Consider the following 23,304-nt stretch of genomic DNA (forward strand, 5'->3'; position numbering starts at 1 on the left):
GAGATGTCAAGTTGAAAAGAAATAAAAGAAAACATATAAATGCAATGATTATAGCGGCGACGTTATCACTTCCGTTTGCTGTTTATTCAACACCTGCTTTAGCGGCAGTAGCAATTGAGGCGAATAAAACGGGACAAGGTTTAGAAGATGGTACATATGACGCTGTTATTAAAGCGTATAAAGATAAAACAAATGAAGAGTCTATGGCAGCTGTTTATATAAAAAATCCGAAATTAACAGTTGAGAACGGAAAGAAAATTGTAACAGCAACGTTAAGTGATAGTGATTTCTTTCAATACTTGAAAACAGAGGATATACATACTCCTGGTGTGTTTCATGATGTGAAAGTAATATCAGAAGATAAAAAGAAAAATGGAACGAAAGTGATTCAGTTTGAAGTAGGGGAATTAGGAAAAAGGTATAATATGCAAATGCATATTTATATTCCGACAATGGCTTATGACAATAAGTATCAAGTACAGTTTGAAGTAAATACATTGAATTTAGAAAATAATGTTCCAGAAGCACAAAAGGAAAATAAAGAGGATAAAGTGGATCAACAAGATGAAAATGGAAATGTAATATTAGATAAGCAATTACAAAAGCATATTAATAAATATAACTTGAATAGAGAAAATTTAGATACCCCAATAACTAAGGAAGATTTATTAAAAGTTAAATCTTTAATAGTCGTTGAAGCTAAAAGTAAAGGAATAAAAGACGTAAGCAGTCTAGAATATATGAAGAACTTAGAAAACTTAACGTTGGAAGAAGTTAAGTTAGAAAATATAAAATTTATCTCGAATTTGAGGCAATTGAAATCATTAAGTATAACCTATGGCGAACTTGAAGATATTGGACCTTTGGCTGAGTTAGAACATATTGAGAGTTTAAGCTTGAGAAATAATAAAATTTCAGATTTAAGCCCACTAAGTCAAATGAAGAAGATTAAATTGCTAGATTTAAATAGTAATTATATAAAAGATATTAAACCATTATTTACAGCGAAATCTTTAAGGACTTTGACTGTAGCAAATAATCAAATTAGTAATGCTAATCTTGCTGGGATTGAGCAACTGAAGAATGTGAAGAGTTTATCTTTAAGTAACAATGGACTTACTAATATTGAACATATTACACCAATGAAAAAATTAGTAGAGTTAGACCTTTCTAAAAATGAATTAGAAAACATCGAACCTTTATCAAGAATGTCTACTGTACAATCACTTAATTTAGAAGAAAACTATATTTCAGATATAACACCACTTAGTCAATTAACAGGTTTATATGATTTAAAGCTAGCGTTAAATGAAATTCGTGATGTTAGACCGGTTCAAGAGTTAGGAAAAAGAACGTACATTGACGTTCAAAGACAAAAAATCTTTTTAGATGATGTAGAAAAAGATAAGGAAGTTAAAATACCTATCTATAATTTACAAGGCGAGCCACTCGATACTATTCAATTAAAGAATGGAGATGGAATAGTTAATAATGGTTCTGTTAAATGGAGTACTACCGGTGAAAAAACATATGAATTTATATTAGATATAAAGCCAGAAGAAAATCGTATTAAGTTTAATGGAACAGTAATTCAAAATGTTGTTGAAAGGTTAGATGAAATAAAAGAGGATAATGAACAAAAGGAAAATGTAATTCTCGATAAAACTTTACAACAACATATTAATAAAGAGAATTTAGGTAGAGAGAATTTAAACGCTCCTATCACAAAAGAAGATTTATTACAGATTAAAAAATTAGAGATCCTTAAAGAAAAAGGAAAAGAGATAAAAGATATAACAGGCTTAGAATACATGATGAACTTAGAAAAACTCACTTTGGAAGGAGTAGGTCTGAAAAATATTGAGTTCATCTTAAACATGAAACAATTGAATAATTTGAATGTATCTCATAATCAAATTGAAGATACTACTCCATTATCTTCATTAAAAAATTTACAATGGTTAAATCTTACAGATAATCGTATTAAAGATGTGTCAGTTCTTGGATCAATGTTAGACTTACTTAGTTTAAAATTAGCTGAAAATGAGATTCGTGATGTAAGGCCGTTAATACAATTAGGCCAGTGGGGAACAATTGATGTTAGAAGGCAAAAGGTCATTTTGGATGATGCAGAAATAAATAAAGAAGTGAAAATACCTGTATATGATTTAGAAGGGGAACGAATTGAAAAGATTACGTTAAAGAGTGCAGGTGGAATGCTTACTGATGAGGGAATCATTTGGAGTACTCTAGGAGAAAAAATATATGAATTTGACTTGGATGCAGATCATTATGAGACGGGCATATTATATAGTGGCATCGTCATGCAGAATATAGTAGAAAAATTAATACCGAAAGAAGAAGTAAAAGAGCCGGAAAAAGAAGTTGAAGAAACAAAAGAAGAAGTGAAAGAAACGATAAAAGAAGTTGAAGAAGAGCAGGAGGAAGTAAAAGAGCTGGAAAAAGAAGTTGAAGAAACAAAAGAAGAAGTGAAAGAAACGATAAAAGAAGTTGAAGAAGAGCAGGAGGAAGTAAAAGAGCCGGAAAAAGAAGTTGAAGAAACAAAAGAAGAAGTGAAAGAAACGATAAAAGAAGTTGAAGAAGAGCAAGAGGAAGTAAAAGAGCCAATAAAAGAAGTTGAAGAGGTAAAAGAAGAAGTGGACGAGCCAACAACAGGAGTTGAAGGGGCGAAAGCTGAGATAAAAGGAACAGGAAAAGAAATTGAAGGTTCAAAAGACGCAGTAAATCAATCCACAGTAGTCCAAGAACAAAACGTGAATAATGAAGTTGTGAAAGAAAATAAACCAGTTGTTAATAAGCAAGAAGAAAGTAAGAAATCATTAGGAGCAACAGGTGGACAAGAGAATACCTCAATATTACTTTCAGGCATAGCGTTAGTTCTTTCAGCATTGAGTATGTTTGTATTTAGAAAGAGATTATTTAAGAAATAAAAAACGTTTTATTTTATTATAATGTAATATGATTATATGAGTTTTTAAGAAGACATTATCATGGCGATTTCATTTTGAAATATGCTTATGATGATGTCTTTTTTAGAAGGAGATAAATGGAAAAGGTGTCGGAGAGCGGTTATTACAAGCTTCAATTCAATATATTTTCTCCTTCCAAGGGATGAGAGAGGTAGAACTATGTTTGAATACGAATTATGATCGTGCGATGAAGTTGTACAAGAAAGTAGGTTTTGAGGAGAAGGCATGTTTACAACACTATATAATAGAGTAAAAAACCCCATTCGTATGAAAATTATATTTCATACGAATGGGGTTTTTTAATTTACTTTTTTCCTCATTTATCATGGATTTAGAAATAATTTGAGGTGCCAATCGTTACATAACCTTTTTTATTTTTTGCGGAACTTCTTTCGTTTGCAAATTAACATCTTCTTTTCGTAGCTCTTTAAAGAGTGAAGTAACCATAAGGACGACTACGATAGAAAATGGTAGTGCTGCGATGATCGCTGCAATTTGCAGTGCATTTAATCCTCCAGCTTGTAATAAAATAGCTGCAATAATCGCGATTGTTAATCCCCATATAAGTTTTAAACTATTTTTTGGTGATAAGCTTCCGTTACTTGTTTGCATAGAAACGACAAATGTTGCCGAGTCAGCAGAAGTAACGAAAAATGTGGCTACTAAAATTAACCCGATAATTGTTAAAAATGTAGAGAACGGTAGATGTGAAATAACAGCAAATAATCCAATCTCTGTACCATTTTTTGCGATTTCATCAGCTATACCAAGCGATTGGAACATTTCCATATGGATAGCGGTACCGCCAAATACTGCAAACCAAAATGTGCAGATGAGAGTTGGGACTAATACAACTCCAAAAATAAATTCTTTTATTGTGCGTCCTTTAGAAATACGGGCGATGAATGTACCGACGAATGGAGACCAAGAGATCCACCATCCCCAATAGAAAATAGTCCAGTTTTCTATCCAAGAAGAAGATTTTTCATTAAATGCTCCTAAATTTAATCCCATACTAGGTAAAGCTCCAATATAAGAACCGAGTGTAGATGTGAAATATTTCATAATAAATACAGTTGGTCCTAAAAGTAAGAAGGAGACGAGTAATATACCTGCAAGAGAGAAATTTAAGTTACTCAAATATTTAATCCCACGATCTAAGCCTGTTTGTGCACTTGTTAAATATAAAACAGCGAAGATAGCGATAAGTACGAGCTGTGTAAGTAAAGTGTTATGAATAGAAGGGAATAAATAGCTTAATCCTCCAGCAATTTGTTGAGCACCAATCCCAACAGAGGGCACAATACCAAATACTGTGGCTAAAACAGCTAAAATATCGACTGTTTTTCCGATAGGAGAATTTTTCGATCGATTAAATAATGGAGTAACTGTAGCCCCAATTGTGCTACCTTTTTGTTTGCGGAATGTGAAATATGCAATTGTTAAAGCAACCATTGCGTATAGTGACCATGGAAAGAGACCCCAGTGGAAAAATGAATATTGCATAGCGAGCTTGGCGCTTTCCTCTGTACCTGCTTTTCCTGTTAGTGGATCTGTAAAGTGTGAAATCGGTTCAGCGATTCCATAAAAGAGGAGTCCAATTCCCATTCCTGCCCCAAATAACATGGATAGCCAAGATGGATAACTATACTTTGGTTTTTCTCCATCTTTACCAAGACGAATAGAACCGTACTTAGAAAATGCTAAATAAGCAGCTAAAATAATCATTGCAGTCATAAGTAGAGAGTAAAACCATCCAAATTTATTGAGGATAAATGAGTTTAAAGAAGATGTAACGCTTTGTAAATCATAGCCTTGTATCCAACTTGCCGGGGTAATTCCCCATATGATGAATAATGTTGTTAGCAAGATGGAGATATAAAATACACTGTTCTCTTTTTTTATCATAGAATCCCACCCTTGTTTAATAAAGTTAACAATTATATTAATCATAACAATTAAAGGGTTAATTGTCAAAAAATTCGATTTTTAATGTGTGTAAAAGGACTGTTTAATCGCTAAAGATTCATAACTATTGGCGGCTAGATAGTAGGGAGATTGTTCACGATATGTACAAAATGTAAGGAGAAATAATATGAAATATTGCATTTTATATTGTTGTATCTAGATTTTATGTTAAATTCTTGGATGGAATATTAAAATAGGGGGCAAGGATATGAACAAGAAATCAAAGATCAATAAAGTGATGCTTAGCATTAGTACAATGGCTCTATCGCTGGGGGCAATTCAAACTCATGCATCAGCAGAAGAAAAGGTGCCATATAATGTATTGCATTCGAAACCAGTAGGAATTGAAAAGCCAGTAGATGAGATTGGACACGTTTCTAAAGCGGAGGAAACATTATCGTTTCAAGAACGGTTAAAAGTAGGAGACTTTTCACAACGACCAGCATCTATTCCGAACAAAGCGGCAGTAAAGCAAGTTAAAGAAAGCTATTCAATGGCTGATTTAAACAAAATGAATGATCAAGAATTAGTCGAAACGTTAGGTAGTATTAAGTGGCACCAAATTACAGACTTATTCCAGTTTAATGAAGATGCAAAAGCTTTTTATAAAGATAAAGGGAAAATGCAAGTCGTTATAGATGAATTAGCTCATCGGGGTAGTACATTTACGAAAGATGATTCAAAAGGAATTCAAACGTTTACGGAAGTGCTACGTTCAGCTTTTTATCTGGCATTTTATAATAACGAATTAAGTGAATTAAATGAAAGAAGTTTCCAGGACAAATGTTTACCTGCTTTAAAATCTATCGCAAAAAATCCAAACTTTAAGCTTGGTACAGCTGAACAAGATACAGTCGTATCTGCATACGGAAAATTGATTAGTAACGCTTCAAGTGATGTTGAAACGGTTCAATACGCAGCTAATATTTTAAAACAATATAATGATAATCTTCATACGTATGTAGACGATCGTATGAAAGGACAAGCTGTATACGATATTATGCAAGGGATTGACTATGATATACAGTCTTACTTAATTGAGGCTCGTAAAGAAGCGAATGAAACGATGTGGTATGGAAAAGTAGATGGGTTTATTAATGAAATAAATCGTATTGCTCTTCTAAATGAAGTAACACCAGAAAATAAGTGGCTCGTTAATAATGGAATTTACTTTGCTAGTCGTTTAGGGAAGTTTCATAGCAATCCAAATAAAGGATTAGAAGTTGTGACACAGGCAATGCATATGTATCCACGTTTAAGTGAGCCGTATTTTGTCGCAGTAGAACAAATTACAACAAATTATAACGGAAAAGATTATAGCGGGAATACAGTAGATTTAGAGAAAATACGTAAAGAAGGAAAAGAGCAGTACTTACCAAAAACGTATACATTTGATGATGGATCTATCGTATTTAAAACAGGAGATAAAGTATCGGAAGAAAAAATTAAGAGACTATACTGGGCTGCAAAGGAAGTAAAAGCGCAGTATCATCGTGTAATTGGGAATGATAAAGCGTTAGAGCCGGGCAATGCAGATGATATATTAACGATCGTAATTTATAACAGTCCAGAAGAGTACCAATTAAATAGACAACTGTATGGATATGAAACGAACAACGGTGGAATTTATATTGAAGAAACAGGAACATTCTTTACATATGAACGCACGCCAGAACAAAGTATTTATAGTTTAGAAGAATTATTCCGCCATGAGTTTACCCATTATCTGCAAGGGAGATATGAAGTGCCAGGTTTATTCGGAAGAGGAGATATGTATCAAAATGAAAGGTTAACTTGGTTCCAAGAAGGAAATGCAGAGTTTTTCGCAGGGTCTACTCGAACAAATAATGTAGTACCGAGAAAGAGCATCATTAGTGGATTATCATCTGATCCTGCAAGTCGTTATACAGCAGAGCGTACATTATTTGCTAAATACGGTTCTTGGGATTTCTATAATTACTCGTTCGCATTGCAGTCTTACTTATATACGCATCAGTTTGAAACATTTGATAAAATTCAAGATTTGATTCGTGCGAATGACGTGAAAAATTATGATGCATATCGTGAAAATCTAAGTAAAGATCCTAAGTTAAATAAAGAGTATCAAGAGTATATGCAGCAGCTAATCGATAATCAAGATAAATATAATGTACCGGCAGTAGCAGATGATTATTTAGCTGAACATGCCCCAAAATCATTAACAGCAGTAGAGAAAGAAATGACTGAAACGTTGCCGATGAAAGATGCAAAAATGACAAAACATAGCTCCCAATTCTTTAATACATTTACATTAGAAGGTACGTATACAGGTAGTGTAACAAAAGGTGAGTCAGAAGATTGGAACGCAATGAGTAAGAAAGTAAATGAAGTTTTGGAACAACTTGCGCAAAAAGAATGGAGTGGCTACAAAACTGTTACAGCATATTTCGTCAATTATCGTGTAAATAGCTCAAATGAATTTGAATATGATGTAGTCTTCCACGGTATCGCAAAAGATGACGGAGAAAATAAAGCTCCAACGGTTAATATAAATGGCCCTTATAATGGACTTGTAAAAGAAGGTATTCAATTTAAAAGCGACGGCTCAAAAGATGAAGATGGAAAAATCGTTTCTTATTTATGGGACTTTGGAGACGGAAGCACAAGTGCAGAAGTAAATCCAGTACATGTATATGAAAGAGAAGGTTCATATAAAGTAGCGTTAATAGTAAAAGATGATAAAGGGAAAGAGAGTAGAAGCGAAACAACGGTTACGGTTAAAGATGGAAGTTTAACAGAATCAGAACCAAATAATCGCCCGGAGGAAGCAAATCGTATTGGACTAAACACTACGATAAAAGGTAGCCTTATCGGCGGGGATCACACTGATGTTTATACATTTAGTGTAGCATCAGCGAAAAATATTGATATTTCCGTTTTAAATGAGTATGGAATCGGGATGACATGGGTACTTCACCATGAATCAGATATGCAAAATTATGCTGCTTACGGTCAAGCAAATGGCAATCATATAGAGGCAAACTTTAATGCAAAACCAGGTAAATATTACTTGTATGTATATAAATATGATAATGGCGATGGAACATACGAATTATCAGTAAAATAAGTGCTTTTCCAATGTATGTTTAACTTTACTTTTTGTGGAAAATAGTATATTATATAGATATATAATATATCGGTTATTTTCTAGGAGGAGCCTGTCACAATAGGCTTCTCCTGTTCTTTTTTAGAGGCCTGTACTGCAGGCTTTTCTTTAAAGAATAAATAACTGAAAATTAAGAACAATAATCTTTGAAAGAGGTGGGGCATACACATAACAAAAAAGGGATTGTTTAAGAGAGGGGGATAAGAAATGGTTTTGTTTGGTTATCCACTTGAGACAATTTATTTATACGGATTTATTATTGCTACTATACTCACTGTGATTTATATCTTTTTTGGGGATATATTTGAATCCATATTTAGTTTTGGAGGCGGATCTGTATCCGTTGTTACTTTATTACTTAGTTTTTTCGCTATGTTATGTGGACTTAGTTATATAGGAGAATATTTATTTTCCTTTAATAGTATTCTTATTTTCGTGGCTGCATTTGCTATATCCTTTATTGGTGTATTCATAATGAAAATATTAATTTTAAAGCCGATTGCAGAGGCTGAACAAAATACTGTGCAACGTATGGATGAATTCATTGGTTGCAAGGGAGAAGTCATTACGACAATTCCTACAGAAGGATTTGGTGAAGTATTAATATCCTCCCAATTTGGAAGTAATGCAATTCCAGCTAAAACAATTGGGAAAAAAGATATTTCACAAGGAACTGAAGTTATTATCGAGGGAGTCCAAGATGGTGTTTTGCTTGTACAAAACATCGCTTATTCTTTAAAAAAACCAAAATTATAAGGGGGAATTTACATGACGATTCCATTAATTATTGGTGGAGTTTTACTCGCAATTTTAATTCTACTCATTTTAGTATTCATTACGAAGTATCGAACAGTTGGACCAGATGAAGCGTTAATTGTTACAGGGAACTGGCTTGGTGGTGGGAAAAATGTAGTTACCACTGATGATGGAAAGAAGATTAAGATTATTCGCGGTGGCGGTACATTCGTAGTGCCAATTATGCAAAGAGCAGAACCTTTAAGCCTACTAAATTACAAGTTAGAAGTGGGTACACGTGATACGTATACGAAGCAAGGTGTTCCAGTTACAGTAAATGGTGTTTCTATTATTAAAGTAGGTTCTACAATTGAAGAAGTATCTACAGCAGCTGAGCAATATTTAGGAAAAGAGACAGAAGAGTTAAAGGTAGAAGCAAAAGAGGTTTTAGAAGGTCATTTACGTGCGATTTTATCCTCTATGACAGTAGAAGATGCGTATAGTAATAGAGAGCAATTTGCTCAAAAAGTGCATGAAGTAGCTTCTACAGATTTAAAGAAAATGGGTCTTCGCATCGTTTCCTTTACAATTAAAGAAATCATGGATAAGAACGGTTACTTAGATGCACTTGGTCAGCCACAAATTGCGACGGTTAAGCGTGATGCAACAATTGCAAATGCAGAGCGTGAAAAGGAAGCTCGTATTGAAAAAGCTCGTGCTGAGAAAGAAGCGAAAGAAGCTGAATACCAACGTGATGCCCAAATCGCTGAAGCTGAAAAACATAAAGAATTAAAAGTACAATCTTATAAGAGAGAGCAAGAACAAGCTCGTGCAGATGCGGATCTTTCTTACGAATTACAACAAGCGAAAGCGCAACAAGGTGTTACAGAAGAGCAAATGCGCGTTAAAATCATTGAGCGTGAGAAACAAATTGAATTAGAAGAAAAAGAGATTGCGCGTCGTGAAAAGCAATACGATGCAGAAGTAAAGAAAAAAGCAGATGCAGATCGCTATGCTGTTGAGCAATCAGCGGAAGCAGAAAAAGTAAAACAAATTAAAAAGGCAGATGCGGATCAATATAAGATTGAAGCTGAAGCGAGAGCACGTGCGGAAGAAGTACGTGTGGAAGGTTTAGCGAAGGCGGAAATCGAAAAAGCGCAAGGTCAAGCGAAAGCGGAAGTACAAAAAGCACAAGGTACGGCGGAAGCCGATGTTATTAGGTTAAAAGGTTTAGCAGAAGCAGAAGCGAAACAAAAAATTGCAGAGGCATTTGAGTTATATGGCCAAGCGGCAATTATGGATATGGTACTTAAAATGCTTCCAAGTTATGCGAAGGAAGTTGCAAGCCCACTTAGTAACATTGATAAAATTACAGTTGTCGATACAGGCGGCGGTGGTAAAAATAGCGGCGCCGGAAAAGTTGCAGGTTATGCGACTGATTTAATGGCAACGATGCAAGAAACATTAAAAGCTTCTTCTGGTATTGATTTAAAAGAGTTATTAGAAGGATTTGCTGGAAAAGGAGCAGTACAACAATTATCAAACGATAAACCGGTTGTATCAGTAGTAGAAGATGAGAAAAAAGAAGTAGAAAAAGATAAAGAATAGTATAGTGGGTGGAACCTCTAGTAAGTGAGATACTAGAGGTTCTTCTGTGAATTGTTCGAATAATTTACATTTTAATATATTGTTTTAATTATTTAATTTATATAGAATGAAAAAGGTATGTATTAATTCTTTAATAGAAAAAGAGATAAAGAGTTGATACGTTTTAATCGTATAATTTATATAAAGAAATTAAATGTAAAACAATTACATTTAAAACGGTATGGAGGGGTAGAGATATGTTTCAAGGGAAATTAAGAAGAAGTAGTTTAAAAGCAAAGTTACTTGTGTCATTTGTTATTGTTTTAATTCTTCCAAGTATTGTAATTGGTTGGACGTCTTATCAGCAAGCAAAGACAAATTTTAATGAAACAATTTTACAATCAGCGGAAGATAACGTAAAGATTTTAAATAATGTTATTAATAAAGAGATAGACAGTAAAAAGGTAGACGCAGTATATTTTACAAAGTTATTTAACGGAGTAAGTTACGGAACTGATCAGCTTCAAAATGTGCAAAATAAATTAGAAGAATATAATAAATTACATCCAGAAATAGAAGCAATTTATACGGGGGCTAGTACGGGACAATTTATTCAATCACCGTCTATTCAAATGCCAGATGGGTATAATCCTACCGAAAGAGATTGGTATAAAGAAGCAGCGAAAAAAAGCGGAGAAGTGGTTATCACAGCCCCATATAAGTCAAGTACAACAGGGAATATTGTTATTACAATAGCAAAACAAAATGAGGATAAGAGCGGTGTTCTCGGTATTGATTTAATTATTAATGATATTGTAAATACTTCAAAAATGGTCAATATCGGCAAAAAAGGATATGTAGCAATCTTCGACCAATCTAAACATGTAATAGCACATCCGACGATGAAACCGGGTGACAAAATAGAAGAAAAACTTGAGAAGGAATTGTACAAACAGGAAACAGGTGATTTTAAATTCAAACTCGATGGTGATGATCGCAATATTACCTTTATAACAAATAAGCAGACTGGATGGAAAATAGCAGGAATTATGCCTTCAAAAGAAATTATTGAAGCAGCTAATCCTATTTTCTATAAAACGCTAACTGTTATTGGTATTTCATTAATAATTGGTGGGATTTTAATTTACTTCATAATTGCTTCTATCATTAGTCCGTTAAAACAACTTGTTATATCATCGAAAAAGATTAGTGAAGGCGATTTAACAGAAACAATTACAGTTCATTCTAAAGATGAAATTGGACAGCTAGGAGAAAGTTTTAATGAGATGGCGGCATCATTACATCAGGTCATTTCCAATATAAATACTTCAGCAAGTCACGTGGCGGCATCTTCAGAAGAATTAACAGCTAGTATGAAGCAGACAAGTGAAGCGACGGAACAAATTACACAAGCAATAGAGCAAGTGTCGAGCGGGGCTGAAATACAAACGAAAGAAGTTGAAGAAGGCGCAACATTATTAGAAGAAGTTACAGAAGGAATTCAGCGTGTTGCAGATAGTTCTTCATTAGTATCCACAGCATCTATGTATACGAAGAAAAAGGCTGAAGATGGTGGGAAGTTAGTTGAACAAACTGTGAATCAAATGCAATTAATCCATGAGTCTGTTTCACAATCAGATAAAGTTATTGTTTTGTTAGATGATAAATCAAAACAAATTGGAGCAATTCTTGAGGTGATTCAACACATTGCAGAGCAGACCAATTTATTAGCGTTAAATGCGGCAATTGAGGCTGCAAGAGCTGGAGAGCAAGGAAGAGGATTTGCAATTGTAGCAGATGAAGTACGAAAATTAGCTGAGCAATCAGGACAGTCTTCTACGGAAATTGGAAAACTAGTGAAAGAGATCCAATTTGATATCAAGGAAACGGTAAGTTCTATGAAGCAAGTTGGGACAGAAGTACAATCAGGGCTTGTAGTTGCAAATGAAACGAAGCAAAGCTTTGCTGAAATACTGAAATCTACGGATGATACAGTTGTACAAATTGATAACATGGTAGAAGTAGCGAAGCAAATGACAGTAGATGCAAAACAAGTTAGTGCATCAATTAATGAAATTGCAGCTACGATTGAAGAAAATGCAGCAAGCGTTCAAAATATTGCTGGTTCTTCAGAAGAACAATTAGCTTCAGTAGATGAAATCAATGCAGCAGCAGTTCATTTATCACAAATGGCAGAAGAATTACAGGAGATGATTGGTAAGTTTAAAGTGTAATAATGATTGTTAAGAAACGAGGTAATAATTTTACTTCGTTTCTTTTTTATGAAGAGAAAAAGAAAGAAATATAGAGTAACCGTGTTATGATTAAGTATAATTAAAGAGACTGTATATTCTTTAAATTCTATCTTTAATCATGTTAGGGGAATGGTTTTGAAATTTAAAAAATTAAAACTCCAACCGAGAATCACATTAACTATTAGTACACTTATTCTTGTTGTACTTATGCTAACGAGTTATTTATTTTATTACATATTATCTGAAACGGTAGAAGAGCAAATTGGCAAAAGAGCTTTGCATGTTGCGAAAACAGTTGCTGCTATACCAGAAATCAAGGAAGCTTTTCAAACAGAAAATCCAGCTTCTATTATTCAACCGATTGCGGAAAAAATTCGAATTGATACAGATGCTGATTTTATTGTAGTTGGAAATAAAGAAGGGATTCGTTATGCACATCCTAGGAAAGATAAAATAGGAGAAGCAATGGTTGGCGGAGATAACAAAGGAGTTTTATTAGAAGGGAAATCTTACGTTTCGAAAGCAACTGGATCATTAGGCCCTTCATTACGTGGAAAAGTTCCAATCCATAATCAGGAAAATGAAATCATTGGTGTGGTATCTGTTGGATTTTCAATGGATGATATTCATGGAGCGGTAGAAGTGTATGGAAAGCGTGTGTTTTGGATTACAATAATAGGCTTATTAATTGGAGTAATCGGCTCTATATATTTAGCTGGCAGTATAAAAAGAATGATGTTTGGGATGGAGCCAGAAGAAATTTCATCTTTATATGAAGAGCATAGTACAGTGATTCAATCTGTACGTGAGGGGATTATTGTCATTGATCAACATGGCATAATTAGTTTAGTTAATCAAGCAGCCTATGATATTCTTTCGCTAGATGAACAACGAAATATTATTGGAGAATTTATTTTAGATATAATTCCTAATTCAACGATATTAGATGTACTTCAAACTGGTGAAGAACAGTTTGACCGCCAATTAAATATAAAAGGGCAGGCTGTTATTGCGAACCGTCTACCCATTAAAGTAAAGAATAAAGTAACTGGCGTTGTATCGAGCTTACGTTTGAAATCTGAAATGGATCAGTTAACAGCAGAATTATCTCAGACGAAGCAATATACAGAGGCATTACGAGCGCAAACGCATGAATATAACAATTTGTTGTATACGCTTTCAGGTCTTATCCAGCTAGAATTATATGAAGATGCTTTGGAGCTTATTCATAAGGAAACAGCGGTATATCAAGATTTTGTTCAATTTATTATGAAACGAATTCAAAATCCATGGTTAGGTGGGATTTTAATTGGATTCTATAATAGAGCAAGAGAGTTGAAGATTGATTTTATGCTAGATAGAGAGAGTAGCTTAGACAAATTAAGCCCGCATATTGAGAGTAATTATGTCGTTTCTATTTTAGGAAATTTAATTACGAATGCATTTGAAGCGATTGAAAGAAATGAAGAACATGATAAGAAAGTAAGAATGTTTGTAACTGATATCGGAGAAGAAATAGTCATTGAAGTGGAAGACTCAGGACAAGGGATTCATGATGAGGTCATTACTAGCATATTCTATAAAGGCTTCTCGACGAAAGAAGGCGAGAAGCGAGGATATGGATTAGCAAAGGTGAAAGAGTTAGTAGAAGATTTAAATGGAAGTATCGCAATCGAAAAAGGGGATTTAGGTGGTGCATTGTTTATTATTGCATTACCAAAAGAGAGAGGCGAATTGTAATGGGTGAGGAGATTGAAGTATTGATTGTAGAAGATGATATTCGAATTGCAGACATTCATCGTCGTTTTACTGAAAAGATTGAGGGATTTAAAGTAATTGGAACAGCGACGACTGGGGAACAAGCGAAAGAATGGCTAGATCTTGTGAAGCCACAGCTCGTTTTATTAGACGTGTACTTACCTGATATGCAAGGAACGGAACTTGTCACATATATTAGACATAATTTACATGATACAGATATTATTATGATTACAGCTGCATCGGAAACAGATGTAGTGAGGCACGCCCTGCGAGGTGGAGTAACAGATTATATCGTAAAGCCACTTATGTTTGATCGATTTAAAGCAAGTTTGGAAAATTACCAAAAAAAGCTTGTGCAGTTAAAGAAAAATAACCAATTATCTATCGAACAAATAGAACATCTATGGTCTCAAAGAGGCGTAAAGGGAAATGAAATAGAATATGCCCCGAAAGGTATAGACCCCTTAACTTTAGCAAAAATAAAAAAGCATATGTTAACAGTGAATGAAGAAGGTATTACTGCGGAAGTGCTAAGCTCAATGGTCGGAGTAAGCAGATCGACAGCGAGGCGTTATTTAGAATATTTAATATCAGGAAAGAAAGTTCATGCGGAGCTTATATATGGGAGTGTTGGGAGACCAGAAAGAAGATATTTTCTTATTCCTTCATAATAAAAAACAGTAGAGGATATATGTCCGCTACTGTTTTTTTATTTTATATTGGAATAACCCCAATTAAAATTCCAGTAATCAACATGACCATTGTCGTTCCAACTGCCCACAATAAAGTAAAACGTTGATGTTCACCAAAATCAACCTTTGCCATCCCAACTAATAAATAAGTGGATGCAACAAGAGGGCTTAATAAGTGAACAGGTTGCCCGAGTAAGGAAGCGCGTCCCATTTCAGCTGCACTAATTCCATAGGTAGCAGCAGCTTTCGTTAAAATAGGTAGTACACCGAAGTAAAATGCATCATTGGACATGAAGAATGTGAATGGCATACTAAGAAGTGCTGTAATAATTGGTAATTGTGGGCCAAGAGCATCTGGTATAAGAGTTACTACACTTTTAGCCATTGCATCTACCATTTTTGTTCCTGATAAAATTCCAGTGAAAATCCCAGCGGCAAATACGAGAGAAACAACTGCTAATACGTTTCCTGCGTGAGAAGCAATACGCTCTTTCTGTTGCTCTAAGTTCGGATAGTTAATCATAACAGCAATAGCGAAAGCGATTGTAAATAAAACAGGTAATGGCATAACTTCTAGTATAAGACAGACAAGTAAGGTAGCAGTTAATAAAAAGTTAATCCATAGAAGTTTAGGGCGCTTATGAACAGCAGCTTCTACTGTTGCAGCTTGCTCATCTGTTGTTTGCATTTGTTTTAAATATTGTATATCCATAATTCCTAAACGTTTTCTTTCTTTTTTTCCAAGATAGTAAGCAACGAAAACTACCCAAAGTGCACCAGCAATCATTCCTGGTATAAGTGGTGTAAAGAGCTCTGATGCGTCTAGTCCAAGTGCACTCATAACACGAGCTGTCGGTCCACCCCACGGTGTAAGATTTGTCACGCCTGCACCTAACATAACAACCCCAGCTAATATAAGTGGATTCATTCCAAGGCGTTTATATAGTGGGTACATTGCGGAAACAGTAATCATATACGTTGTCGTTCCATCCCCATCTAATGAAACGATAATTGTAAGAATCGCTGTACCAACAACAATTTTTAAAGGATCTCCTTTTACAAATTTCAAAATCCTACTAATGACAGGATCAAATAAACCGCTATCAATCATAATTCCAAAATATAAAATAGCAAACATAAGCATAATACCAGTAGGTGCTAGTTTTTGAATGCCCTCTAACATCATAGGTCCCATGTTTGCATAAAATCCTCCAATTAATGCGAACGTAATTGGAATTAATATTAATGCTACTAGTGCTGACATACGTTTTGTCATAATTAAAAACATAAAGACAAATACCATTGCAAATCCAAGTAGTGCTAACATGTAATCTCCCCCTCAAAAATGATTGCGCTTTCAAAATAAAATAAAAATTCAGAAAAAGGTTTTTTGTTTATCATAAAAGCATCTATTTGAATGGTAAATAATTTGAAAAATAACATCATTAGAAGCATAATTTTTATTTTGGTCATTTTGTTCACGGGAGTTAATTTGAATTTTTAAAAAGTAAGCTGCTCTCCATAAGAATGGTAGAATAAGATGACAATATTGAAGTGTGAAATAGGGAGTAGATTTTATATGAAAACAAGAATGGAAGAGATTTGTAGTTCTTATGAAGGAAAAGTAGAAGAGATTTTTGTTAATGAATCTTCTTACGTATATGAGTGGGAAAAATTAATGATGATCCGAAAAAATAACGGTGAACTTGAAAAGGTTGCAGTCGGCATCAGTGGAAATATAAGATTAGTAAATGTAGTTGTTGGGCAGCAAATTCATACAGATACATTATTAATTAAAATAGAAGATGATTTAGTAATTACAGGTTGTGAATGATGAGAGGTGTGTAGAGAGGACTACACATCTTTTTTGTTCCATATATTACAAAAGACACATCATTTTTTCACAAATCGCACACAAGTTTTTGATATGCTCCTTGTAGAAGATACGGTTAGGGAGGAAATACAATGAGAACAAAGTATGTGATGCTTGCTATATGCTTATTCTTTGTCTTTACAATTGTAGGATGTGGTAAGAAACAAGCAGAGGCTGTGGCAATTGATGAGAAGCATGATAAGTGTGATATTTGCCAAATTGGGGTAATGGATAATCAATTTGCAACAGAAATCATTTTAGAAAATGGAAAAGCATTAAAGTTTGATGATATCGGTTGTATGTATAAATGGATGGAGATTAATCCAGGTGAAAAGACGAAAGAAAAATTTGTTCGAGATTATGATTCGAAAGATTGGGTTTCGTTAGAAGACGCTACTTATGTATATGATAAAACAATTACAACACCAATGGCTTATAATGTCATTTCATTTAAAAACAAAAAAGATGCAAAGAGCTTTGTATCTAACTATAAGGGGAAAGTTCTCTCGTATAAAGAGCTAGCAGAGCATAAATGGGAAATGAATAAAGAAATGATGGGGAACACGAAAAAGGGAAATCACGGTGGGCATCATTAATACTAGAAAAAGACAACTGCATAGTTGTCTTTTTCTAGTATTATTCAGGTGCAAATATAGAAAAGGTGTAAAATTTTTAGAAGAACGGTTACAATGGAATGTAGTGACCTAAAGCAACCATGTATGTACTTTTTAGAAATGTATACAAATGCGGTGAAAACGTGCTAAACTAATTGCTTCATAATGCTAATGATGAGGCCATCAGGCGTATCATTCCAATAGGTTGAGAAACATCATATAAGTTTAAGATAATCCAATTAAAGAAGGAATATAAAGTGCTTATGGATAAATGTACTCAAGAAGAGTTATTGTATGTGATGGAGGAATGGTTAAGAAAACATTATCTTTCATAGGAGCTGTAGTTGTGAGAAAACAAAAAATTTTATTATGTATGTTATTAGGACTTTTAATGACGGTAGTGGCTTGCGATAAGCAAGAAGAGCCAGAATCGAAACCGGTTCATGTGAAAAACGAAAAGAAACAAGAGAAGCATAAAGAACAGGAAGAATCTAAAGAAGAAAAAAGTATAAATTTAATGGACAAACAGTTGCTACTTTCTGCCACTCTTGGAGACACAGAAACAGCTATGAAGTTGATTCAAGATGGAGCGAATATAAATGTAGAAGGTGACAACGGAGAAACACCTGTCCTTGCAGCAACGTACCAAAATCATGTAGAGACAGTGAAAGCATTAATTGGTGCAGGTGCTAATATTGAAATTAAAGATGAGAAACAAAGTAATCCACTTCTTTATGCGAGTAGAGAAGGATATACGGATATTGTAAAAGTATTAATTAATGCAGGAGTTAATACGAAAGAAACGACTAAGTCAGGTGGAACAGCACTTATTTCTGCATCTGAGCGTGGCCATGTAGAGGTCGTAAAAGAATTGTTAGAGCATACAGATATTGATGTCAATTATAAAAATGCTCGTGGTGGAACAGCTTTAGTAGAAGCAATTGTATTAGGAAATGGTAGTGAAAATCACAAGAAAGTAATTCAAATGCTTATTGACCACGGGGCAGATGTAAATATGGCCAATAAGGAAAATATTACGCCACTGCAATATGCTGAAAAAAGAGGTTTTAAAGATATTGCAAATATGTTGAGGGTAGCTGGAGCGAATGAAGTAGTACAGCCACAACCGCAACCGGTAGAATAACAAGTATGAAATAATCCCATTTAGATAGACAGAATGAAGAAGTCATTGAGTATGATGGATTCAGTAATGTGTATGTAAATGGGATTTTTGTTTTGGGCATGAAAAATAGATTATGAATGGTATATGGAGTAACTAAGGAGAATATAAATGAGGCTCTCAGAACTTGATTTAATAGCAATTCAGGTAGAGGTTTTATTTGTTCATAATCAAGTAGGAAAAATGAAATATGTAAATGAACAAGGAAATCCGAAAGCACCACGCTGTTTTCTTGGCAGAACTCGTGAAGGGAGTATAACGAGATATCATTGTGATCTGGATGATGAAACGGTAGGTAAGATTGAGAAATTAATTCGAGAACCTTCAAATCATATAGAGATAGCAAAGATTATCCATGTATTAAATGAAGAAAGAACAGTAAAAAATATTTGGATGGGCCCTGCTTTCATGTTCTCTAATAATTTACATAAGCCAACTAGAACAATACAGATAACAGAGAAGAATAAAGAGCTTTTGCGAGAAAATTTTCCTAATCTAATAGAACAGATGGAGTGGAGGCAACCTTACTTTGCAATTGTAAAAAATGAAAAGGTAGTTTCTATATGTTGCAGTGCTAGGAGTACACCTGTAGCTGCTGAGGCGAGTGTGGAAACTTTAGCGGAGAATGGGTATGGTACTGATGTTGTTACAGCCTGGGCGATATCAATACAAGAAGAAAACCGCATTTCACTTTATAGTACTTCTTGGGATAATTATGCCTCACAAGAAGTTGCGAGAAAACTAAAATTGATTAACTATGGAATGAATTTGCATATTACTTGAATTTTAAAGATAGTTGTTTGCTGTTGGGGGTTATTCGTATATCTAGATTAATGTTAAGAAAATATGGTGAATATTAACATTCGATTAACAGCTAATTAACAATCTATCAAAACTGACTTAATAAATGCATACTATAGTAAAGGTAACAAAATAACTAGGGTAGAGAACATTTGAGAACACCCGCTTACATATAACGTGCCACTTTCTTAGGTGTGCTCTATTCCCTAGAGTTCAAATAAGGAGAAAGGTGTTCTATGTAAGTAGGTGTTTTTAGTTTGGATAAAAACAGAAAAGCTAGGTGGAATGAATGTTTAAAGAACCTTATATTGCGATGATAAAGGATTGGAAAGGATACAACACATACAAAAAATTACCGAAAACAGTTTTTCTTATGACGGGTTCAATGCTGGAGTTACCAGAGCGTGTATATGAATTACAGAAACATGGACATGATGTCTTTCTTCATTGTGATTTTATACAAGGTTTAAATACGAATACAGAGGAAGCACTTTTGTATATTCAAGACGTTATCGGAGCACAAGGTATTATTTCAACAAAAGGATCTACAATTCGAAATGCCAATAAAATTGGATTAAAAACGATCCAACGTATTTTTATTGTCGATACTTTATCTCTTACAAAATCAATTGAAAATTGTAAAACGACTAAACCGAATGCAGTAGAGATTATGCCTGGTATTATGCCTTCCATTATTAAGCAGTTAGCAGAGGAAATAGAATTTCCTATCATTGCAGGCGGACTGATTCAAACACGAGAAGATGCGGAAATTGCTATTCGTGCAGGCGCAAGTGCAATTTCAACGAGTCATTATGAAGTATGGATACAAGAAGAAAAAAGGAGTGCAACTTTGTGATTGAATTGAAAAATGTTTCAAAGGTATATAAAAATGCAGAAGAGACAGCGGTTAAGGGGGTATCGGTTCACATTAAAAAGGGTGAGTTTTTTGTTTTAGTTGGGCCTTCAGGATGTGGGAAAAGCACATTATTACGAATGATCGCTGGCCTAGAAGAAATTTCTTCGGGGGATTTAATTATTAATGAACGTGTTGCAAATGATTTAGAGCCGAAAGATCGTAATCTATCAATGGTATTTCAAAATTATGCACTATACCCACACTTATCTGTAGAAGAAAATATTTTATTTGGACTTAAGGTAAGGAAAGTACAAAAAGAAGAGCGGCAAAAGAGATTAATGGAAGCTATTGAAATGGTAGGGCTGAAAGAGTATGTGAAAATGAAACCAGGTCAATTATCAGGTGGACAAAGACAGCGTGTTGCGCTTGCTAGAGCGATTGTGAGCCAAGCACCGATTTGTTTAATGGATGAACCACTTTCGAATTTAGACGCGAAATTACGTGCGCAAATGAGAATTGAAATTAGAGAAATTCAGCAGCGTTTAGGAATTACAATGATTTACGTTACTCATGATCAAATAGAGGCGATGACTATGGGAGATCGCATCATGGTTTTAAATAAAGGAAGCATACAGCAAGTTGGAACACCGCTTGACATCTATAACGAACCAGCAAATGAATTTGTTGCAAGTTTTATAGGGTCTCCTTCGATGAATATAAATGATGGAGAAGTAAACAAAGAAAAAGGTGTATTACATATAGGGCAATTGCAAATTCCGTTATCTATTGGACAGTTAAAGCAATTACCAGAAGGAATAATTCGCATAGGCATGCGTCCTGAGCATATTGCCCTGTCTGAGGAAGGACAAGAAGTTACGCTACAATCTGTAGAAGTATTAGGCAACGAATCTATATTAAACTTCGCAATAAATGGAACAACTTGGAGTGCAAAAGTCATTGGACAGCTAATCCTGAACAAAGGTGACAAAGTAAAATTATTATTCTCACAAGATAAGTTATGCTTCTTTCATCAAAATACGAATGAACGATTAAAAGTGGTAGCTGAAGAAGAGTTGAAAGTGGTGGCGAAATAATGATTGAAGTAGGCAAGTTACCAGCCCAAGCAAAGGTGGCAAAAAAGAAGAATTTATGGAGTAGAACGAAAGATTTAAGAATAGGATTATTATTTTTAGCGCCATCTATTTTATTGTTCTCGATTTTTCTTTTTTATCCATTATTTAGGACGATTTACTATAGCTTTTATTTAACAGATATACACGGAGAAGCTAATCTTTTCGTTGGCTTAGAAAATTATCAATACTTATTTTCTGATCCTGCTTTCTACAAAAGCATAAAGTCAACTTTATTATTTGTTGTATATACAGTGCCTACGAGTATTATACTCGCTTTATTTCTTGCATTGATTGCAAACGGAAAGGTAAGAGGTATTGGGTTATTTCGAGTTCTGTTTTCTTCGACAATGGGAATATCAGTAGCTGCTAGTGCGGTGATTTGGTTATTTTTATTTCATCCAAGTGTCGGGTTATTCAATAATATATTAGCTTCTATGAATTTTCCTGCAATTGCATGGTTAACGAGTCCGGACTGGGCACTATTCTCTGTATCAGTTACAACGGTTTGGGTGAATACAGGATTTGCATTTTTAGTTATATTAGGTGGTTTACAAAATATTGATACGTCTTTATATGAGAGTGCATCTATAGATGGTGCTAGCTATTTATATAAGCTTCGTCGTGTTACATTACCGATGCTATCACCAACTTTATTCTTTATCGTGACAGTAACGTTAATTAGTGCGTTCCAAAGCTTTGGACAGATTGATATTTTAACGCACGGTGGACCAAATGATGCAACAAATTTAATTGTATATTCGATTTATAAAGAGGCATTTGTGAATCATCAATTTGGGACAGCAAGTGCACAAGCGATGGTACTATTTGTTTTCATTTTCATTGCTACATTACTTCAATTTAAGTTTGCTGAGAGAAAGGTGCATTATAAATGATCGTTAAACAGTGGAAACAAAATTTCCTGCTATACATGCTGCTCATAATTAGTGCAGTAATGGTATTTTTTCCTGTGCTGTATGCGTTTTTAATAAGCTTTATGACACCAGACGATATTCAAATGAGAAGGATATTTCCAACTCAATTTACTTTTGATAATTTCATTAATATTTTTCAAAAAGTACCACTTTTTACATATTTATATAACAGCTTAGTTGTATCGACAGTTGTTATGATTGGACAACTTATCGTGTCAAGCTTAGCGGCGTATGCTTTTGTCTTTCTTCAGTTTAAGGGAAGAAATCTTATTTTTTTCCTGTTTATTTCAACGATGCTTATTCCGTGGGAAGCGACGATGGTACCTAACTTTTTAACGATTCAAAACTTTGGCTGGATCAATAGTTTCGCTGGGATGACAGTGCCGTTTTTTGCAACAGCTTTCGGTATTTTCTTGTTACGCCAACATTTTATGACACTTCCGAATGAACTGAAAGAAGCTGCTTTTATTGAAGGGATTGGAAATGTAAGATTTTTGTTCAGCGTTGTAATTCCGTATTGTAAAACGAGTTTTATTACGCTTGGCGTATATAGTTTTTTAACAACATGGAATATGTACTTATGGCCACTTTTAGTGACCACTGATGAAAAGGTAAGAACAGTTCAAATTGGTGTGAAGCAGCTTCAATCTCAAGAAGTTGCAACTGATTGGGGAAGCGTAATGGCTGGCGTTACGGTTATCGTTATACCAACATTGATTCTATTATTTTTAGGACAAAAGCAATTACAACAAGGATTAACAAAAGGTGCAATTAAATAACTA

17 protein-coding genes and 2 pseudogenes are annotated in these 23,304 nt (G+C 34.3%); 17 read left to right on the forward strand and 2 right to left on the reverse strand.

Going from position 1 to position 23,304, the window contains the following annotated elements:
- The first annotated feature begins 11 nt into the window (after positions 1-11).
- Positions 12-2,951, forward strand: coding sequence for an NEAT domain-containing protein (locus tag ACTFR9_RS21610; RefSeq protein WP_270721644.1), 2,940 nt, complete (start codon positions 12-14; stop codon positions 2,949-2,951).
- Positions 2,952-3,072: 121 nt separating this feature from the next.
- Positions 3,073-3,243 (forward strand): annotated as a pseudogene (locus tag ACTFR9_RS21615) (GNAT family N-acetyltransferase); the annotation flags it as partial.
- 104 nt (positions 3,244-3,347) lie between these two features.
- On the opposite strand, the gene opuD reads toward ACTFR9_RS21615, so the two are convergent.
- On the reverse strand, positions 3,348-4,898 hold the full coding sequence (opuD, locus tag ACTFR9_RS21620) for a glycine betaine transporter OpuD (RefSeq protein WP_000591587.1): 1,551 nt from the start codon (positions 4,896-4,898) through the stop codon (positions 3,348-3,350).
- A gap of 268 nt (positions 4,899-5,166) precedes the next feature.
- On the opposite strand from opuD, the gene colA reads away from it, so the two are divergent.
- From colA to ACTFR9_RS21655, 7 genes and pseudogenes are all read left to right on the forward strand, one after another.
- Positions 5,167-8,064 (forward strand): collagenase ColA, encoded by a 2,898-nt coding sequence (colA, locus tag ACTFR9_RS21625; protein ID WP_073536203.1) that lies wholly within the window; start codon positions 5,167-5,169, stop codon positions 8,062-8,064.
- 246 nt (positions 8,065-8,310) lie between these two features.
- A complete protein-coding gene (locus ACTFR9_RS21630) occupies positions 8,311-8,859 on the forward strand; it encodes an NfeD family protein (protein WP_000242441.1) in 549 nt (182 codons plus the stop codon).
- A 12-nt stretch (positions 8,860-8,871) separates the two neighbouring features.
- Complete coding sequence (locus ACTFR9_RS21635) at positions 8,872-10,446, forward strand: flotillin family protein (protein ID WP_000155014.1); 1,575 nt, start codon at positions 8,872-8,874, stop codon at positions 10,444-10,446.
- 236 nt (positions 10,447-10,682) lie between these two features.
- Positions 10,683-11,720, forward strand: a pseudogene (locus ACTFR9_RS21640) (HAMP domain-containing protein); the annotation flags it as partial.
- Positions 11,721-11,798: 78 nt separating this feature from the next.
- The gene (locus ACTFR9_RS21645; protein WP_370647195.1) at positions 11,799-12,659 is read left to right on the forward strand and encodes a methyl-accepting chemotaxis protein; all 861 of its coding nucleotides are present in this window, start codon (positions 11,799-11,801) and stop codon (positions 12,657-12,659) included.
- A 150-nt stretch (positions 12,660-12,809) separates the two neighbouring features.
- Positions 12,810-14,420 carry an ATP-binding protein gene (locus ACTFR9_RS21650; protein WP_073536204.1) on the forward strand — a complete coding sequence of 537 codons (1,611 nt, stop codon included), beginning with the start codon at positions 12,810-12,812 and terminating at the stop codon, positions 14,418-14,420.
- Positions 14,420-15,112 carry a response regulator gene (locus ACTFR9_RS21655; RefSeq protein ID WP_000503450.1) on the forward strand — a complete coding sequence of 231 codons (693 nt, stop codon included), beginning with the start codon at positions 14,420-14,422 and terminating at the stop codon, positions 15,110-15,112. Before ACTFR9_RS21650 ends, ACTFR9_RS21655 begins: the two co-directional genes overlap by 1 nt.
- 43 nt (positions 15,113-15,155) lie before the next feature.
- Here ACTFR9_RS21655 and ACTFR9_RS21660 read toward each other — a convergent pair whose 3' ends face one another.
- Complete coding sequence (locus ACTFR9_RS21660; RefSeq protein ID WP_000880454.1) at positions 15,156-16,460, reverse strand: CitMHS family transporter; 1,305 nt, start codon at positions 16,458-16,460, stop codon at positions 15,156-15,158.
- A 252-nt stretch (positions 16,461-16,712) separates the two neighbouring features.
- Between ACTFR9_RS21660 and ACTFR9_RS21665 the strand changes: the two genes are divergently transcribed.
- The 8 genes from ACTFR9_RS21665 to ACTFR9_RS21700 all read left to right on the forward strand — a co-directional run bounded on the left by ACTFR9_RS21665 (position 16,713) and on the right by ACTFR9_RS21700 (position 23,301).
- A complete protein-coding gene (locus ACTFR9_RS21665; protein ID WP_000857644.1) occupies positions 16,713-16,967 on the forward strand; it encodes a hypothetical protein in 255 nt (84 codons plus the stop codon).
- Between the two features lie 131 nt (positions 16,968-17,098).
- Positions 17,099-17,602, forward strand: a complete 504-nt coding sequence (locus tag ACTFR9_RS21670) for a nitrous oxide reductase accessory protein NosL (RefSeq protein ID WP_001259405.1) — start codon at positions 17,099-17,101, stop codon at positions 17,600-17,602.
- A 289-nt stretch (positions 17,603-17,891) separates the two neighbouring features.
- Positions 17,892-18,764, forward strand: coding sequence for an ankyrin repeat domain-containing protein (locus tag ACTFR9_RS21675; protein ID WP_002163759.1), 873 nt, complete (start codon positions 17,892-17,894; stop codon positions 18,762-18,764).
- A 147-nt stretch (positions 18,765-18,911) separates the two neighbouring features.
- Entirely contained in the window at positions 18,912-19,583 is a 672-nt protein-coding gene (locus tag ACTFR9_RS21680) for a hypothetical protein (protein ID WP_001239731.1), read from the forward strand.
- Positions 19,584-19,890: 307 nt separating this feature from the next.
- On the forward strand, positions 19,891-20,457 hold the full coding sequence (locus ACTFR9_RS21685) for a glycerol-3-phosphate responsive antiterminator (RefSeq protein WP_000472009.1): 567 nt from the start codon (positions 19,891-19,893) through the stop codon (positions 20,455-20,457).
- Complete coding sequence (locus ACTFR9_RS21690; RefSeq protein ID WP_000571386.1) at positions 20,454-21,551, forward strand: ABC transporter ATP-binding protein; 1,098 nt, start codon at positions 20,454-20,456, stop codon at positions 21,549-21,551. Before ACTFR9_RS21685 ends, ACTFR9_RS21690 begins: the two co-directional genes overlap by 4 nt.
- Complete coding sequence (locus ACTFR9_RS21695) at positions 21,551-22,483, forward strand: carbohydrate ABC transporter permease (protein WP_073536205.1); 933 nt, start codon at positions 21,551-21,553, stop codon at positions 22,481-22,483. Before ACTFR9_RS21690 ends, ACTFR9_RS21695 begins: the two co-directional genes overlap by 1 nt.
- A complete protein-coding gene (locus tag ACTFR9_RS21700) occupies positions 22,480-23,301 on the forward strand; it encodes a carbohydrate ABC transporter permease (RefSeq protein ID WP_000635931.1) in 822 nt (273 codons plus the stop codon). The genes ACTFR9_RS21695 and ACTFR9_RS21700 overlap by 4 nt, the downstream gene beginning before the upstream one ends.
- Positions 23,302-23,304: the final 3 nt, after the last annotated feature.

The organism is Bacillus cereus group sp. MYBK222-1, assembly GCF_051916425.1.
Taxonomy (GTDB): Bacteria; Bacillota; Bacilli; order Bacillales; family Bacillaceae_G; genus Bacillus_A; species Bacillus_A paranthracis.